The sequence below is a fragment of the Comamonas odontotermitis genome (assembly GCF_020080045.1).
Lineage (GTDB): Bacteria > Pseudomonadota > Gammaproteobacteria > Burkholderiales > Burkholderiaceae_C > Comamonas > Comamonas odontotermitis.
This window is the reverse complement of the sequence record NZ_CP083451.1, coordinates 541,302-557,232: the sequence shown is the minus strand read 5'-3', so window position 1 is coordinate 557,232 and position 15,931 is coordinate 541,302. Positions and strand designations below refer to the sequence as shown.

13 protein-coding genes are annotated in these 15,931 nt (G+C 61.5%); 9 read left to right on the top strand and 4 right to left on the bottom strand.

The genetic code is table 11. From position 1 onward, the window contains the following. Window positions 1-72 precede the first annotated feature (72 nt). The 6 genes from LAD35_RS02530 (at window position 73) to LAD35_RS02505 (ending at window position 6,446) form a co-directional block, all read left to right on the top strand. Window positions 73-1,704, top strand: coding sequence for a hypothetical protein (locus LAD35_RS02530; RefSeq protein WP_224151166.1), 1,632 nt, complete (start codon window positions 73-75; stop codon window positions 1,702-1,704). 384 nt (window positions 1,705-2,088) lie between these two features. Next, complete coding sequence (locus LAD35_RS02525) at window positions 2,089-2,817, top strand: OmpW/AlkL family protein (protein WP_224151165.1); 729 nt, start codon at window positions 2,089-2,091, stop codon at window positions 2,815-2,817. A gap of 244 nt (window positions 2,818-3,061) precedes the next feature. After that, window positions 3,062-3,643 carry a DJ-1/PfpI family protein gene (locus LAD35_RS02520; protein WP_224151164.1) on the top strand — a complete coding sequence of 194 codons (582 nt, stop codon included), beginning with the start codon at window positions 3,062-3,064 and terminating at the stop codon, window positions 3,641-3,643. Between the two features lie 42 nt (window positions 3,644-3,685). Further along, window positions 3,686-4,478 (top strand): IS5 family transposase gene (locus LAD35_RS02515; protein ID WP_224151163.1). Its coding sequence is split into 2 segments (ribosomal slippage): window positions 3,686-3,945 and window positions 3,944-4,478, totalling 795 coding nucleotides; the frame shifts between segments, so codons are not numbered across the junction. A gap of 168 nt (window positions 4,479-4,646) precedes the next feature. After that, window positions 4,647-5,060, top strand: coding sequence for a hypothetical protein (locus LAD35_RS02510; protein WP_224151162.1), 414 nt, complete (start codon window positions 4,647-4,649; stop codon window positions 5,058-5,060). Between the two features lie 127 nt (window positions 5,061-5,187). Further along, window positions 5,188-6,446 (top strand): IS3 family transposase gene (locus LAD35_RS02505; RefSeq protein ID WP_396022766.1). Its coding sequence is split into 2 segments (ribosomal slippage): window positions 5,188-5,536 and window positions 5,536-6,446, totalling 1,260 coding nucleotides; the frame shifts between segments, so codons are not numbered across the junction. A gap of 65 nt (window positions 6,447-6,511) precedes the next feature. On the opposite strand, the gene LAD35_RS02500 is transcribed toward LAD35_RS02505, so the two are convergent. From LAD35_RS02500 to LAD35_RS02490, 3 genes are all read right to left on the bottom strand, one after another. Continuing rightward, window positions 6,512-7,492: a siderophore ABC transporter substrate-binding protein gene (locus LAD35_RS02500; protein ID WP_224151161.1), complete on the bottom strand. Its 981-nt coding sequence runs from the start codon at window positions 7,490-7,492 to the stop codon at window positions 6,512-6,514. Between the two features lie 79 nt (window positions 7,493-7,571). Beyond that, window positions 7,572-9,686 (bottom strand): ligand-gated channel protein, encoded by a 2,115-nt coding sequence (locus LAD35_RS02495; protein ID WP_224151160.1) that lies wholly within the window; start codon window positions 9,684-9,686, stop codon window positions 7,572-7,574. A 425-nt stretch (window positions 9,687-10,111) separates the two neighbouring features. After that, entirely contained in the window at window positions 10,112-11,431 is a 1,320-nt protein-coding gene (locus LAD35_RS02490) for a DUF445 domain-containing protein (protein WP_224151159.1), read from the bottom strand. Between the two features lie 177 nt (window positions 11,432-11,608). On the opposite strand from LAD35_RS02490, the gene LAD35_RS02485 reads away from it, so the two are divergent. Next, entirely contained in the window at window positions 11,609-11,866 is a 258-nt protein-coding gene (locus tag LAD35_RS02485; protein ID WP_224151158.1) for a DUF3297 family protein, read from the top strand. Window positions 11,867-12,045: 179 nt separating this feature from the next. Here the strand turns inward: LAD35_RS02485 and hmpA are convergent, their stop codons facing one another. Beyond that, the gene (gene hmpA / locus LAD35_RS02480) at window positions 12,046-13,224 is read right to left on the bottom strand and encodes an NO-inducible flavohemoprotein (RefSeq protein ID WP_224151157.1); all 1,179 of its coding nucleotides are present in this window, start codon (window positions 13,222-13,224) and stop codon (window positions 12,046-12,048) included. Between the two features lie 140 nt (window positions 13,225-13,364). Here hmpA and norR point away from each other — a divergent pair, with 140 nt between their 5' ends. After that, on the top strand, window positions 13,365-14,987 hold the full coding sequence (gene norR / locus LAD35_RS02475; RefSeq protein WP_224151156.1) for a nitric oxide reductase transcriptional regulator NorR: 1,623 nt from the start codon (window positions 13,365-13,367) through the stop codon (window positions 14,985-14,987). A 66-nt stretch (window positions 14,988-15,053) separates the two neighbouring features. Next, window positions 15,054-15,854, top strand: coding sequence for a hypothetical protein (locus LAD35_RS02470; RefSeq protein WP_224151155.1), 801 nt, complete (start codon window positions 15,054-15,056; stop codon window positions 15,852-15,854). Window positions 15,855-15,931 lie beyond the last annotated feature (77 nt).

Genomic DNA, 15,931 nt, shown 5'->3' with positions numbered 1-15,931 from the left:
CTGAAGACAAGCCAACGCACGTAGGTGGAGCAGCACCCCGACAGGACTATTGTCTTTGTTGGAGGTGCTTTTATGCAAACAAGCTTCATCGGAGTGGATGTCTGGACTTCACTCTATACTGACCCAAAAACAGGAGACACAGTGAAAAGCTCAAGTCGCTATCGTTCGTTGCGCGCAGCCATCGCTGCCACGGTAATAGCTCTTTCATGTGCTGCAAGTTGGGCAGCACGCGACTTCACACCGCAAGCAGGTACCTGGGTCATCACCGAAGAGCTGGACGGCAAGCCCGGTCGCGGCCTGGCCATTGATGTGCAAGGCAATACCTTTTTCATGCAGGTGTTTGGCTACGAGAAGAACGGCGATGCGACGTTCTACACCGCAACGGGTCAGATGGAGGGCAACACTGTCACTGCACCGTTGATGCAGTACCAAGGCGGGCGTAGCTTTGGTGACGACGCGCGGAATGCTGTGGAACTTGGATCACCGGGCAACGTGACAGTGAGTTTTGCCAATGGGCTGCAGGGCGCAATTCAGTTTCCTGGAGAACCGGAGCGCGCTATCAAGCGATTTCAGATGCAGAGCCCTGATTTCGCCTCTCGATATTGGGACGAACGATTTTCTAGGCAATTTTTAGTCACTGTGCTGGATGCCAATCTTCAACCCCTGCAATCGGTATCAATGTCATTGATGGGTTCAAAAAGACAGAATATATGGGGCCTCATGATGACTAGACTGGGCGAGAATTCAAGGCAAACGTTTCATTGCGAGCAGCTGGTAGAGCGCGATACATTTCACTGCACCAGCGATGAAGCGCAGCCAGCAGGTTATGAAGGGTTTGGCTTTCAGTCCATTCGCTTCACCATTGCCAATATAGACGTGGCCGGGGTGATTGACGATGGTGTACAGACTCGGCGAATGATGGGCATTACGACCTCCGGTGGAACCGGCACTGCAATTACTGGTTGCACATTTTATGGCGATCTTTATGTTGGAGACGCTCGAAATTGCGGACCGGCATTGACTCCCAGCAGTGGTACATGGGTTGTCAAAGACGAGCTATCGGGCAAGCCTGGTCGCGGAATTGCCTTGGATGTGCAGAACGGCATGGTGATGACCCAGGTATTCAACTACCAGTTGAATGGAGCACCCACTTTCCACATGGGAAGTGCCCAGTATCAGGGGCATGAGGCACAACTGACCCTTCACCAATACCAGGGAGGTCGTGCACTTGGGGGCATGCCAACCAGTGCTCAGCTTCTAGATACCGCCGGCGAGTTGAAGATGCGGTTTACTTTGCCAGAACCATGGCAAGCATCTGCAGATAGAGTGGAAGCCAGTATTCAGTTTCCCCGCGAGACAGAAAAACGAATGGTACGCATGGCCCTTGAGACCGGTGTCACATCCGCACAAGGCCTTCTGGGGCAATGGTGGCTAAGATTCAGTTTCAAAAACAAATTTCCTGTGCATCAACTGGTCATGTTGACCCAGATACGAGGCGACGAGGCCTGGAATGAAGACGGTTCGATCCGTTGCGCGCGCACTAACCCGCAAGTCCCCAGCAGAGCGGAATGCACCTGGCAAAAAGATGGCACTTCATCATGGGGCTACATGTTCCAGGAGCCCGGCAATCGCAGCATGTATGTGCTGCAGGTTCGCGATCGCCATGGAAATCTCACCGGTTTAGGCGACATTCCGCTTGACTGAGTTGTACGACCATTCCTGGCCGTTAGGCGTCATCCTACTCTCGAATTGACCAGACCCTCTAGCGGCCAGTCCTGCAGCTACATGGGCCAGTGATAGGCTGGCAGTCGCCTAGGTCCCCGCTGGCCGATCGCAAAGCGTCTCCGAGTTCAAACTTCAATGCGAAAAATTCAAATCTCACGGAGAACCGACACCTGCCATATACACGATGGCAGGCATTTTTTTGTCCCCGCATTTTCCCTTGGTCCTGAAAAATTAGAACGAGTGTGCTTTTTTTGCTGAAACTAGGCAGTTCTCCCGTCGACAGTGCCGGGCGCACTTCGTATGCTCTGATCCATTACCACCGCTTTTTCGACCCCGTTCAAGCAGCAGACTAGGAGACAAACCATGACTCGTCAGGCAAAAAAATGGATGTTGGTGGCCGCCACGGCCGTGCTCGCCAGCAGCGCATACGCGCAAAAGGCAGGCGATTGGGTGATTGGCGGCGGTGCGCTGCTCTATGCACCGCAGGACAGCACCACGCCACTGCGCTTTGTCAGCCCGGTGGAGCGGGAACTGCCGGGATCGGGGGCGAGTGTGAAAAATGCCACCACGCTGGGCCTGAACGTGCACTACTTCCTGACCGACAACTGGGCCATCGAAGGTGTGCTTGGTGTTCCGCCCAAGATCAAGCTCGATGGCGCAGGCACACTGGCGCCACTGGGTGAGCTTGGCAGCGCCAAGTTGTATGCCCCATCGGTGCTGGGCAAGTATTTCTTCGGCAACCCCGATGACAAGTTCCGCGTATCGGTGGGTGCCGGTGTCACCTACTCCGCATTCCGCAGCATTCGCCTGAGCCAGGGCTTGCAGAACACGCTGGGCGGCGCACTCAAGCTGCCACCGGGCGCATCGTCCACCTCCGCCAGCATCGACAGCAAGTGGGCCCCTGTTTTCAACGTGGGTGCCAACTACGCCATCGACAAGAACTGGGGCGTGACCTTCTCGGTGTCCTACATCCCGATGAAGACCAACGCTACGCTGACCACGCAGGCGGGCGGCAAGACAGTGGCGGTGTCCAAGACACGTGTGACGCTGGACCCGATCGTCCCCTTCCTGTATGTGACCTACAAGTTCTGACGCTCCGCTCAAGCGCCCTTACGTTTTGCGATGGCTCCAAGCCATCCTTGTGCGCCCCGCTGCAAAGCCGGGCGCTTTTTTCATGGCGCGCGCCATCGTCCGCCATGGGCCAGCAAGCCCATCTTCGTGTCGGCATGATGACTTTGTACCCGCACCAGCTGGGCAGTTTCCTCAATGTGCAGCCGGGCAGCCCTCGTTCACAATGGCTCGGCCCTTGTTCTTTTTCACCTGAGGAGTCTTACCCATGGCAGCGAAGAAAATCCTGATGATCTGCGGCGACTACTGCGAAGACTATGAAACCATGGTGCCCTTCCAGACGCTGCTGGCGGTGGGCCACACCGTGCATGCCGTCTGCCCCGACAAGAAAGCCGGCGACCAGATCAAGACCGCCATTCACGACTTTGAAGGCGCGCAGACCTACAGCGAAAAGCCAGGCCACAATTTCACCCTGAACGCAACATTTGCCGACGTCCAGGCCGAAAGCTATGACGCCCTGGTCATTCCCGGCGGACGCGGGCCCGAGTACCTGCGCAACAACGCTGCCGTTCTGGCTGCGGTGCGCCATTTCTTCGATGCCAACAAGCCAGTGGCGGCCGTGTGCCATGGCGCGCAGTTGCTGGCCGGCGCCGGTGTTCTCAAGGGACGCACCTGCTCGGCCTACCCCGCCTGCAAGGCAGAGGTGGAACTGGCCGGAGGCACCTATGCCGACATTGCCGTGGACCAGGCCCATACCGAAGGCAATCTGGTGAGCGCACCGGCCTGGCCCGCCCATCCGCAGTGGCTCGCACAGTTTCTGGCGTTGCTGGGCACGCGCATCCAGCTCTGAGAACCTGTTCAAAGTCTCTCGAATATGTGAGAAGCTTGGAGGGTGAGAAAAAGCTATCCAAGCGACATCAGTCGCGAACAATTCGAGATCATCAGGCCGTTGCTGGAGAGCGCGCGCAAGAAGACGGCACCGCGCAGAGTGGAGCTGTATGAGGTGTTCTGTGCGGTACTGTACCTGCTCAGGAGCGGCTGCCAGTGGCGCATGCTGCCGGAAGAGTTTCCCAAGTGGCGCACGGTGCACTCGTACTTTGCGATCTGGAGTGAGCCTCGTGAAGGAGGCAGCCTGCTGGAGCAGGCACTCAAAAAATCAGGTTGGCGCGGCCCGAGAGAGACAGGGGCGCAACGCATGCAGCGCGCACTTGATCGTGGACGCGCAGAGCGTGAAGAACACGGACACGGCAGCCCTGAAAGGTTATGACGCGGGCAAGAAGGTATCGGGCATCAAGCGCCACCTTGCAGTGGATACGCAGGGTTTGCCACATGCAGTAGCCGTGACCACGGCTAATGTGACGGATCGCAAAGGAGCGCTGCAAGCACTGCAGCGTTGCAAGAGCGGGCTCAAGCAGGTGCAAAGCCTGCTGTGCGACAGCGACTACGTGGGCAGGCCCTTTGAGCAGAGCGCGCAGGAAATCCTGGGCGAGCACATCAAGGTGCAGATAGCCAAAAGGAGCGAGCTACACACCTTCAAGGTCATGCCCAAGCGCAGGATCGTTGAGCGCAGCTTTGCCTGGCTGGACAAGAACAGGCGATTATGGAAGAACTGCGAGCGGCTGCTCAATACCAGCTTGCAGTTTGTCCATCTGGCCTTCTTGGTTCTGCTGCTCAAAAGACTTTGAACAGGTTCTGAGAACGTTTTTTGATGAAACAGGCTGCTGGCGCGCTCTGCAGAAGCGCCAGCAGCTTCTGAAACAATAGCAAATACGGAGCCACCGCCTTCGCCTTTGATCAGGTGCACAAAGGGCCTGTTACCATCGCAGCCCTGCCCAAGAACTTGCTGCCGCGCCATGACTGCTGACACCTACTCCACCGAACTTGCCGCCGGCAACCAACTCGTCGCTCAAGCGCAGCAAATGGCAACCACGGATTTCGCCGCCGCTCGCGCGCTGTGGCAGCAGGCGGGTCAGGCCTTCTACCGCGCGCACCAGGCCGACCGCGGCCAGCCCGAGGCTGCATTCCGCCTGGCCCAGGCCTGGATGGCCGAAGCCCATGCATTGCAGAAGGAAGGCTCGCCCAACGCCCAGGTGATGTGGCAAAACGCTGCCGCCCAGTGCGAACTGGCTTTCGATCAAGAGCCCACCAACGCCCGTGTCGCCATGGCAGCAGCCAGTTGCCACCACTTCGCAGGAGACGATGAATCTGCCGATGCGTGGATGCAGATTGGCAAGCACCTGGCCGAGCCGGGCCCTGCGCAAAGCTGACCCGAGCACCAAGCAGGTATGCAACCTGCGAAGAAAAAAGGAGTGCGTCACAGCACTCCTTTTTTCGTTAAACTGACCCGTCCTGAATTGGGTTGACACCTTTCTGAAGAACAGAAAGGAAAGTCAAATGGAACAGTGGGTTAAGAGAACGCAACGGGACTACACGCTGGCTTTTAAACTCGCGGTAGTCGATCAAGTCGAAAGAGGTGAGCTGACCTACCGGCAGGCCCATGAGCGGTACGGAATCCAGGGCGCCTCAACTGTACTGGTGTGGCTTCGCAAGCACGGACGGCAGGACTGGAAAGCTGCATCATCAAGGGGCAAAGGATTACAGAAGATGCCTGAATCGCCCAAGCTGCTGACTCCAGAGCAGCGCATCAAGGAGCTGGAAGTGCAGCTGAAAGAAGCCCGCGAGAAAGCGGCCTTCTTTGAAGCGGTAGTGAACGTGCTCAAGCGCGACTACGGAGTCCAAGTCACAAAAAAGCCTGCGGGCAAGTCCTCACGCAAAAGCTCGTCAAAGGGTTAAGCGTCACGAGGGCTTGCCGCTACATGGGAATCAGCCGCCAAGCGCACTACAAGCGCCTGGTCTGCCAGCGTGCACGCAGCGAGCGGGACAAGGCGGTGGTGGAGTTGGCCAGTGAAGAGAGGCGCCATCAGCCACGCATTGGCACGCGCAAACTGCTGCACTTGCTCAAGCCGCCGCTTGAACAGGCGGGAATCCAGATCGGGCGCGATGCACTGTTCATTGTCCTGCGCCAAGCACGCATGCTGGTACTGCCACGGCATGCGTACCACAAGACCACCAATAGCCATCATCACTACCGCAGGCACCCCAATCTACTCAAGGAGGGCCCGACCAAAACAGTGGCAAGTGGTTGTGAGCAGCTATGGGTCGCTGACATCACGTATCTACCCACCAAGGAGAAGACTGCCTATCTGAGCCTGGTGACCGATGCCTACTCGCGCAAGATCGTGGGCTGGCACGTGCACGATAGTCTGGAGACCAAGCAGGTCAGCCAAGCGTTGAAGATGGCACTGCGTCAGCGGCGAACAGATCAGCCGCTCGTACACCACTCTGATAGAGGTGTTCAGTACTGCTCGGCTCAATACCAGCGCATCCATGCACGCAACCGCATCACCTGCTCCATGACCGATGGCTACGATTGCTACCAAAACGCTCTGGCTGAGCGGGTCAATGGAATCCTCAAGATGGAATACTTGTTGCAACGACCTGCCGATCTCTCGCAAGCCCGCACCATGGTGGGCGAATCGGTACGGCTGTACAACGAGCGTCGGCCGCACCTGTCCCTAAAATACAAAACGCCCGATGCAGTACATCGGGCGTCTCTCGCCAACCAGCTTGGGCTGGAGATTAGTCGCGAATAGGTGTCAACCTATGACAGGACGAGTCAAACCACGAAGTCCGCTGAATGCGGAGTTGCCCCGCTGCCCTAGCGGCGGCCCCACACCTCCTTCAGCTGCGCAGCGTTGTGCAGCATGGCCTGCGGGCCTGCAACGCCCAGCAGATACCAGATTCGGGGGTCCAGAAACACCACCTGGCCTTTCTTGCCAGCCTCGGTGTTCCTGATCGTGTCGTTGTCAAACAGCTCCTGGCTCGCCACCACGGGCTTGCCTTCACGGTCGGTGGTGCTGCCGGTTCCGGCGTTGCGGTCGATCACGTACAGCCACGAGGGGTTGATGTTGGCGATGTCGTCCATCTTCAACGGCACGCCGCGCGGCTTGGCCGGGTCTGCCGCCAGTGCAGGTTTGACGCCCAGCACGTCATACAGCAGGCCAAAGCGCGAGCCTGGCGTCTGGCCGTTCATGTTCCTGCTCACCGCCAGCACCAGAAGGCCTGCATCCTTTTGCTGCGCGATGGCGCGGGCGCTGTCCACTTCGGCGCGCACACGCTGCATCAGTTGCTGGCCTTCGGCCTGCTTGCCCCACAGGCTGGCGAGCGTATTGACGTTGCGCTGCATGTCGTCGAGCAGGTGCTGGTTGTTCACCGTCAGATCGATCGTTGGAGCGATCTTGCTCAGGATGTCGAACTTGCCTGCGCTGCGCCCGGCAATCACGATCAGATCGGGCTGCAGGCGGCTGAGCGCATCAAAGTCAGGCTCGAACAGGCTGCCCGCCACCGTGTACCGCGCATCGGCATAGCCTTTCATGTAGGCCGGGAAGTTGGCCTTGGCCAGGCCCGTCACGGGCAGCTTCAGCGCCTGCATGGTGTCGAGCGATGCCAGGTCATACACCACCACACGCTGGGGTGCATACGGCACCGTGGCCGCGCCCTTGGCGTGCTGCACGGTGATGGTGGCTGGCTGCTGGGCCAGCGCCGGGCCTGCCGTCGGCAAGATCGCCAGGCCCAGGGCGATGCTCCATAGGGGTCGCAGGTGGCTTGATCCCGCAACTTGCATTGCGTTCGCTGTCATTGTTCTTTCCTCATTGGTTCAAAAGCGATGGCGCCGCAGCGCGCCTGTGCGCCGCCACGGCAAGAAGGTTGAAGGCCGGTCAGAAGCCCGCAGTCACCTTGGCCCAGTAGCGGCGGCCGTCATACACGGCGCCGAAGTCGGTGGTATCGACGCGCTTGTCGAACAGGTTGTAGACACCGGCGCTGAACTTGACGTTCTTTGACAGGGCGTAGTTCACGCCCAGATCCATGAAGGTGAAGGACGGCGTGCCCTTGGCCATGGAGGTGCGACTCAGGTAATCCGATGCGGCGCCGCGGAAGTTGACACGGCTCCATACGCCCAGCTTGCTGCTGGCTTGCCAATCCACCGTGGCATTGAGCATGTGCTTGGGCATCTTGTTCAGAGGCTTGCCCGCAAACGCACCGCTCTTCTGCTCCGAACGGGTGAAGGTGTAGTTGGTGGCCAGGCGCAGGTCGTCGGAGGCCTTCCAGGTGGCGGTGGCTTCGATGCCGCGCATCGTGGCCTCGTCCACGTTCACGCGGTCGCTGATGAACTTGTAGGGTGTGCCATAGATGCTGCAGTTGCCGGTGACGATGGCGCGGCCACCGCCTTCGGTGTCTTCGCAGCTGCGCACCTCGGTGATCTTGTCCTTGAAGTTGGTGTTGAACAAGGTCAGGCTGCTGCTGAAGTTCTGGCGGTTGTCCCAGATCAGGCCCAACTCCTGGCTGGTGCTTTTCTCGGGCTTGAGGTTGGGGTTGCCGCGGATGATGGCCGGATCGCCTCCGCCACCGGTAATCTGCCCCCAGTCGGCCACCGCCGCGCGCAGATTGGGCGCCTTGAAGCCGGTGGAGATGCCGCCCTTGACGCTCAACTGCGGCGTGGCGTGCCACACGCCGTAGATGCGCGGCGTCCAGTCGGTGCCGTAGTTCTGGTCGTGGTTCATGCGCAGGCCGGCTGTCAGCGCAATCTGGTCAGTGGCCCGCCATTCGTTCTCGGCGAAGACCGCCCACTGGTAGCGCTTGAGCGTGTCGATCGGGTTGGCCACCCGCAGTTGGTTGCCGTTGTCCGTCAACTTTTCCTGCTTGTAGAAGACGCCCACGGTCGTCAGGTTGCGCTCGCCCAGCGGCATCACGATCTGGCTGTTGAATTCGGTGTTCTTCACGTTCATCTCGCGCGAAGGGTTGTCCACCTCTTCATGCTGGAGGTAGGTGGTCGAGGTACCGAATCCCCAGCGCCCGGTGTGCGACAGCGCGAAGTGGTTGCGGGTGTAATCGGAGTAGCTGGAGGTGCTGCTGGCCGTCTTGCCCTTGGTGGAGTAGCGATCCTGCAGGGTGCGGCCCAACTCCAGCGCCAGATCGTGGTCCTTGTTCGGGGTCAGCGTGAGCTTGGCTGTGCCGGAGGTGCTGTCCTGCTCGTTGAATCCGTTGACAAAGCGATCTTCGAGGCGCCGCGATTTCTGGCCGTAGATCTGCAGGCCCAGCACGTCGCTCTTGATCGGCCCGGCCAGGTAGAAATTGCTCTGGTACATGTCGCCCGAGCGGGATGATTCCTGCTGCGTCGTCTCCGCGCTCACCGTTCCGGTCCATTGCTTGGCCACCTTGCGGGTGATGATGTTGATCACCCCGCCCATGGCATCGGAGCCGTAGAGCGACGACATGGGCCCGCGCACGACTTCGATGCGCTCAATGGCAGACAGCGGCGGCAGCCAGCCCTGCTCAATACCGGCGCCATCGCTGTTGGGGCGGGTTTCGCGCGAGTTCTGCGGTTTGCCGTCCACCAGGATCAGCGTGTAGTTGGCCCCCATGCCGCGAATGCTGATGTCGCTGGAGGAGCCGCCGCCCGTCAGCACCACACCCGGCACATCCTTGAGCGCATCGGTCACATCCCGGTAGGCTTTTTTCTCCAGCTCCTGGCGCGGAATCACGGTGATCGAGGCAGGCGCGTCTTCCACCGCCTGCTCAAAGCCGGAGGCCGTGACCACCATGGTCGCCAGCGTGCTTTCTGCCGCGCCGCCCGTATCTGCCTGGGCCACGGTGACAGCAGCTTGCTGCTGCTCGGCGGCCTGCGCCAGCGCCGCGCCTTGCAGGCCGGCCGCCGCCATCGCCAGCGCGACGGCCCGCAGTCGGTGCTGGCCGGTTGCCAAAGGCGAAACAGAGGTGGAAGAAAACGGACGTGCCAAAGCAGCGCCCACCGCAGCAAATGCGCAGGAGGACATGGGTAAGCTCAAAACTAGTGGTAAACAACAGTCACGCGGCAGCGCTCCACGGGTTGCGCGAGCCAGTCGCGATCAACCTGGAAGCTGGCAACGGACCAGCGAACATTCGCTTGTTGTGAGGGCTGCGGCCACGGTGCTCGGAGGGAGTCCGTCCTGGCTACACACGCCCGCTAGTGAGGCGTGAAGAATGGCAGCGATTGCACGAGGGCAAGTGCCATATGGCTGGGCAAAGGGAAAACGCGAATTGCCTGAATTGTAATGCGAACAATTCTCATTATAAACATGAATGAAGAAGTGTTGCCGAATGTGAAGAAATTGGACGGTGGCGAGCTGCTGCAGCTTCTTCGGAATCAGGCTTGGGAGCACTAAAAACAGCCGCTGGCGCTTGCCTGTCCTGCGCAGCAGATTCAATCTTGATAGCAGACTCAACCTGCGCCCAGCCGCGCGGCAAGCCACCCCAGCCAAAACAGCACAAAGCCGATCAGCCCGCCCACCAAGGTGCCATTGATGCGGATGTACTGCAGATCGCGGCCGATGTTCCACTCGATCAGATCGCTCAGCTCCTTCGCATCCCAGCGCTTGACGGTATCGGCAATGTGGGTGCCGAAGAACTGCGAAATCTCGGGCGCCAGGTCACGCACCCAGATCTCCATGCGCTCGTTCAACGAAGCGCGCAGGGCATCGTCGGCGGACAGCGATTTGCCCAGCCACAGCCCCATGCCCCGCACATTGCGCGCCACGGCCGAATGCTCATTGGCCAGGTCGCGCTGCAGGCTGGCGCGCAGGCTTTGCCACAGCTCCTGCACATACTGGCCAACGGCGGCGTCGTGCTGCAGGTAGCGGCGCACTTCCTCGCCCTTCTGGTGCCATGCGGGGTCGTTCTCCAGGCGGGCGATCCATTCCTGCATGGTTTCGTCGAACTTGGCGCGCAGCACATGGCCGGGGTTGTCAGCAATGGCATCGAGCAGATGCTCCAGGCTGCTGGCGATCATGGCCGAGCCCTTGTCGCTCAGCCAGCCGGTGGGCAGCATCTTTTCCTTCAACGGGTGCTCGGTCTTGAGCCAATGGGCAATCGTCTGCGCCATCAGCTCCCGCGTCTCGGCTTCGCGCAGCAGCTCCACCAGCTTGTCGAGCGCCTGCTCCAGCAGCACCTGGTGGCGGCCCTCATGGGTCAGCACAGTCAACACCCTGGACAGCGACTTGGACAGATCGAGCTGCCCCAGCAGCGTGCGCAGCGCCAGCTTGATGAAGCGCTCCACCTGCGCATCCTGCACCGTGGCCAGCGCAGCGGCCGCGAGGCGCGCCACCTGGTGGCCCAGCAGCTCGGCATTGGCGGGCGAGCGCAGCCACTGCGCCATCTTGTCGGCAGGCTGGTGCGTGCGCACCAGTTGCACCAGCGAGTCACCGTCAAGAAAGCGTTCGCGCACGAACACGGCCAGGTTCTCGCCGATGCGGTCCTTGTTGCGCGGAATGATGGCGGTGTGGCGCGAAATCCAGGGAATGGGGATGTGCTTGAAAAGCGCCGACACGGCAAACCAGTCGGCCAGCGCGCCCACCATGCCCGCCTCGGTCATCGCGCGCAGGCAGCGCAGCGCCAGCTGCCAGCGCTCAGAGTGAGCAAAGGGCTGGCCCAGGCTCCAGCTGGCCAGCACAAACAACATTGCCACTGCAACCAGCAGCAGCAGCGGGGTACGCTTGGCGCGGCGCAGCAGGTTCTGCTGCTCTTCGGTCAGAAGCATCGGCATGGGCCCACTGTAGCGGCAAGCGTCGGCAGTTGCCAAGTCGGCCAGCCCCCCTCCTTTGCCACACGGCGCGGGGCGCCGGTTTCAATTCCGGCCCATTTCTGGCCATCGGAATTGGCCCAGCTCCCGGTGGAATTGCAAAGTATGGACAATGGCGGCCATCCACTTTCAAGGCCAAGCATGACCGATACCAACAACACCGACCGCCCCGTACTGCCCGACCACCTGTCCATCGACCCCAAGAGCCCGCACTTTGTGCGCGAGGTGTTCAGCCACGACATCGGCATCCGCTTCAACGGCACCGAGCGCAATGATGTCGAGGAATACTGCGTGAGCGAAGGCTGGGTGAAGGTGCCCGCCGGCAAGACGGTGGACCGCAAGGGCCGCCCACTGCTGATCAAGATCAAGGGCCTCGTCGAGGCGTATTACAAAGACTGACGCCAGCCGGCACCGAGCGGCATGACGCTGCAAGCGCCGCCGCGCCAGCCTTCAAAAAAGTGAGCTGCCTGCGCTTGCTCCTCAAGGCATTCAACGGATATTTCCATTGAAGTGCCCTGAAGACCTGCGCAGGCAGCTCTTTTTTTATTGCTGTGCAGCGGCGTGGGAGATGGGCCGCATCAGGCCAGGGCTTCGGCGGGGCCGAAGAACTCGTAGCGCACCTGCTTGTCGGGCACGCCCAGGCTGTGGAGCGAGCGCTTGAGCACGCGCATGAACGGGCGCGGGCCGAGGAAGTACACGTCCGCATCGCGCGAAGCGGGCAGCCATTCGCCCAGGCGCTGCTCGGTCAGATAGCCTTCGGCATCGACCGCGTCCTCCGGCACCGCGCGGTCATAGCAGTAGTAGCGTGTGAGCTGCGGGTGTTCGGCAGCCAACTGGTCGATGCGCTCGCGGAAGGCATGCACCGAGCGATCTCGCGCGCAGTGGATGAACGTGACCGGGCGCTGGGCCGCCAGCGCGGTGGCCAGCATGGGCAGCGTAGGCGTGATGCCGACGCCGCCGCTGATCAACACCAGCGGCTTGCTGCTTTCCTGCAGCGTGAAGTGGCCTGCCGGAGGGAAGAGCTGCAGCGTGTCGCCCACCTGCACCTGGTCGTGCAGAAAGTTGGACACCTTGCCACCCGCCTCACGCTTGACGCTGATGCGCAGGCTCCTGCCGTTGGCCGGGGCCGAGAGCGAATAGTTGCGGCGCTGCTCCACGCCGTCCACCATGGCACGCAAACCGATGTACTGGCCCGGCAGATGGGCGATCACCGCACCGCCATCGGCGGGCACCAGGTAGAACGAGGTGATCTCGGCGCTCTCCTCCACCTTCTTCTCCACCTTGAAGGCGCGCTCGCCGCGCCAGCCGCCTTCTGCCTCGGCCGTACGGTCGTACACGCTGCGCTCGGCAGCGATCAGGATATCGGCGAGCTGCTGGTAGGCAGCACCCCAGGCTGCGATCACCTCGTCGGTGGCAATTTCAGCGCCCAGTACCTCGCGGATGGCGCGCAGCAGGCAGGTGCCGACGATGGGGTAGTGCTCGGCCTGCACCTGCAGCGCCACATGCTTGTTCACGATCTGCGCGGGCAGGTCGCCCAGATTCTCCAGCTTGTCGATGTGCTTGGCATACATCAACACACTATTGGCCAAGGCGCGCGGCTGGGCGCCGCTTTGCTGGTGGGCCTGGTTGAACAGCGGGCGCACCTCGGCGTATTCGTCCAGCATGATCTTGTAGAAATGCGTGGTCAGCGCCTCGCCGCCTGTCTCCAGTAGCGGTACGGTGGATTTGACGATCTCTTTTTGACGGTCAGTCAGCATGCTTACTCCTTGCGTGTATTCATCTTCTGTAGTGCAGATAGCGTGCCAACGCCATTCTTGAGGAATATCAATGTGCTGCACAATGATTGCAGTCATACTGACAACCCAAAAATGCAGTGTTTTTGACATCAAAGGTCGTTTTGACATCATCCAAAATCCTCAACGCGGTGATTCCCCTGGTGGCCGATCTGGCACAGGAGATGCCCGAGCGCGAACGGCTGCGCCGCCTGCTGGCCGCGCTGCGCACCCTGTTGCCCGCAGATGCCGTGGCCCTGCTGCGGCTCGAAGGCGAATGGCTGCGGCCCGTCGCCATGGACGGCCTGGTGCCCGATGCCCTGGGCCGGCGCTTCAAAGTGGCCGAGCACCCGCGCCTGGCGCAATTGCTGGCCGCCGGCCAAGCCATGCGCTTTGCCCCCGACAGCCCCCTGCCCGACCCTTATGACGGGCTGATCGCCCACAGCCTGCACCAGGGCCCGCTGCATGTGCATGACTGCATGGGCTGTGTGCTCCAGACCGGTGGCCTCGCCTGGGGCCTGCTCACACTTGACGCGCTGCAGCCCGGCCGCTTTGAAGGCAGCCAGGCGCTGGAGTTGCTGCAGGCCTTCAGCAACCTGGCCGCAGCCACGGTTGCCACGGCAGAGCGTGTTCAGCAAATATCCCAGGTGGCCCGCAGCGCCAATGCGCCCGCCACACGCGGCCCCGTCCAAGGCGCACACGGCATGCGGCAGATCCTGGGCTCGAGCCCCGCCATCCGCCAGTTGCAAAAGCACATTGCCCTGGTCGCCGCCAGCGACCTGGCCGTGCTCATCACCGGCGAGACCGGCACCGGCAAGGAACTGGTGGCCCAGGCCGTGCACGCGCAATCGGCGCGCGCAGACCGCCCGCTCATCAGCATCAACTGCGCTGCACTGCCCGACAACCTGGTGGAAAGCGAGCTTTTTGGCCACGTGCGCGGCGCATTCACGGGCGCGCTGGCCGAGCGGCGCGGCAAATTCGAGCAGGCGCACCAGGGCACCCTGTTTCTCGATGAAGTGGGTGAGCTGTCGCTGCCCGTGCAGGCCAAACTGCTGCGTGTGCTGCAAAGCGGCCAGTTGCAGCGCCTGGGATCGGACCGCGAACACCAGGTGGACGTGCGCGTGATCGCCGCCACCAACCGCGACCTCGCAGATGAGGTGCGCGCCGGTCGCATGCGCGCCGATTTCTACCACCGCCTGTGTGTCTACCCCCTGGTGGTGCCGCCGCTGCGCGAGCGCGACAGCGACACGCTGGTACTGGCCGGCAGCTTTCTTGAAGAAAACCGCTCACGCCTGCAACTGGGCGGGTTGCGGCTGGATTCTGCCGCGCAGGCCGCGCTCCTGCGCTACCCCTGGCCCGGCAATGTGCGCGAGCTGGAGCACTGCATCAGCCGCGCCGTGCTCAAGGCCCTGAGCCGCACCCTGCCCCAGGGCAAGGACCGGGCGCGGCCGCGCATGCTGAGCATTGGCGAAGAAGACCTCTGGGATGCCGCCGCAGCAGCGCCCATGCCGCCCGGGCTGGCGGGCGCGGCGTTGCCTGCATCTGCTGTCGCACCGATCATCGAATCTGCCAGCACGCCTTTGGCAAGCCAGGGTCTGCGGGACAGCCTGCAGGCCTATGAACGCCAGCTGGTCAGCGCGAGCCTTGCGCGCCACAACGGAAGCTGGGCCGCAGCGGCGCGCGAGCTTCAACTGGACCGAGCGAACCTGCAGCGGCTGGCCAAGCGCCTGGGAATTGAGCGACACTAAGAACGTGCCGCCCTCCCCCTCCATTCCAAGCGCCCAGGATGTGGGCCATCTGCCACAGAACACCCTATGAAAACTGGTCGCTTTCCACCCCCTGGGCACCAGGCGGACCCTATTCCCTTTCGCCGCCTGAACTACGACTTTGCATTTGAATGGGTGGAAGCGCCCGGCAGCCTGGAAGCGCTTCTCGCGCATCTGGATGGCCTTCGCGCGGCCGATCCATTACACCGCTACCTGTGCACCCTGGACGACATCGCCCAGTGCAGCTATACCAGCGGCCATGCCCGCAGCGACGAGCGGCTGGAGGTAGATGCGCCCGAAAACATGGACTGGGATGCCCCCGCCGAGCTCACCGCCTGGGAACTGGCCTGCCTGCAGCACCGCGTGCAGCAACTGGCCAGCCCGGAGTTGGCGCAGACCTGGAGCGACGTATGCGGCAGCCTCAATGCAGCCCCCGAGGACATCGATTCGCTGGTATCCGTCAACGCCGACCCCGATGCCTTGCTGGACGAGGTGGTCTACATCCAGCGCCTGCCGGTGCCGTCAGATGACCTGATGATCGCCGGCCAGCCCAATGGCTATTTCAGCTGCGACTGGGACACCTTCCAGAACCATGCCGTCATCCGCCATCTGGCTGCGCAATGGAGCTACCGATTTTTCGGTATGGGCGCCGCCTGGATGGGTTTTGTGCGCCAAGCCCCGCTCGGCAGCGACGAAGCACGTCACCTGGTGGACGAGTTGCGCACCTTGTACGGCAGCGACCAGGACAATGAGGTGCTGCAGCACCCCGCGTGGCAGACCCTGGAGCAATTGCTGCAGACGCAACGTACCCTGCTGCTGGGCTATACCGAAAATATGGGCGACTATTGACGGAGGCCACCAGCGGCGCCCTGCCCGTCCAATGAAAAAGGCCTGAACACGGGTTTCCGCGTCCAGGCCTCGCATCT